Source organism: Streptococcus sp. HMSC034E03, assembly GCF_001811505.1.
In the GTDB taxonomy this organism is placed as follows: Bacteria; Bacillota; Bacilli; order Lactobacillales; family Streptococcaceae; genus Streptococcus.
The window spans coordinates 187,683-188,337 of the sequence record NZ_KV804997.1 but is presented as its reverse complement, the minus strand read 5'-3'; the positions used below and the strand labels follow the sequence as shown (position 1 = coordinate 188,337).

Sequence of the window (655 nt, the reverse complement as noted above, 5' to 3'; positions counted from 1 at the left end):
GGAGCAATTGGAACAGCAGGCGACGAGCCAGCCCCAGTAGTAGAAGTTCCAGAGTACACAGGAGTTATTGGTACAGCAGGTGAAGAAGCAGCTCCAGTAGTAGAAGTCCCAGAATTCAAGGGTGGGGTTAATGCTGTTGAAGCAGCTGTTCATGAAGTTCCAGAGTACATTGAAGAAAATGAAGCAGCTGATAAAATCCAACCACCAGTAGTAGAAGTCCCAGAATTTACAGGTGGAGTAAATGGTGTCGAAGCAGCTGTTCATGAAGTTCCAGAGTACACTGAAGCTATTGGCACAGCAGGTGACGAAGCAGCTCCAGTAGTAGAAGTCCCAGAATTCAAGGGTGGCGTTAACGCAGTCGAAGCAGCTGTTCATGAAGTTCCGGAATACACAGGAGCAATTGGCGCAGCAGGTGAAGCAACTATTCATGAAGTCCCAGAATTTACTGGTGGAGTGAATGGTGTCGAAGCAGCTGTTCATGAAGTAAGCCCAGAATACACAGGCAGTGTCAATGGAGCAGAAGCCGCTATTCATGAAGTTCCAGAGTTTACTGGTGGTGTGAATGGTGTCGAAGCAGCTGTTCAGGAAGTAAGCCCAGAATTCACAGGTGGTGTCAATGGAGCAGAAGGAGCAATCCATGAGGTTCCAGAATACA

Annotated in this window: 1 protein-coding gene; it reads left to right on the top strand. The window is 47.8% G+C overall.

Going from position 1 to position 655, the window contains the following annotated elements; genetic code table 11:
- Window positions 1–655, top strand: a 655-nt coding sequence (locus HMPREF2805_RS08945; protein WP_398577616.1) for an SIALI-17 repeat-containing surface protein, incomplete at both ends; no start/stop codon positions are given.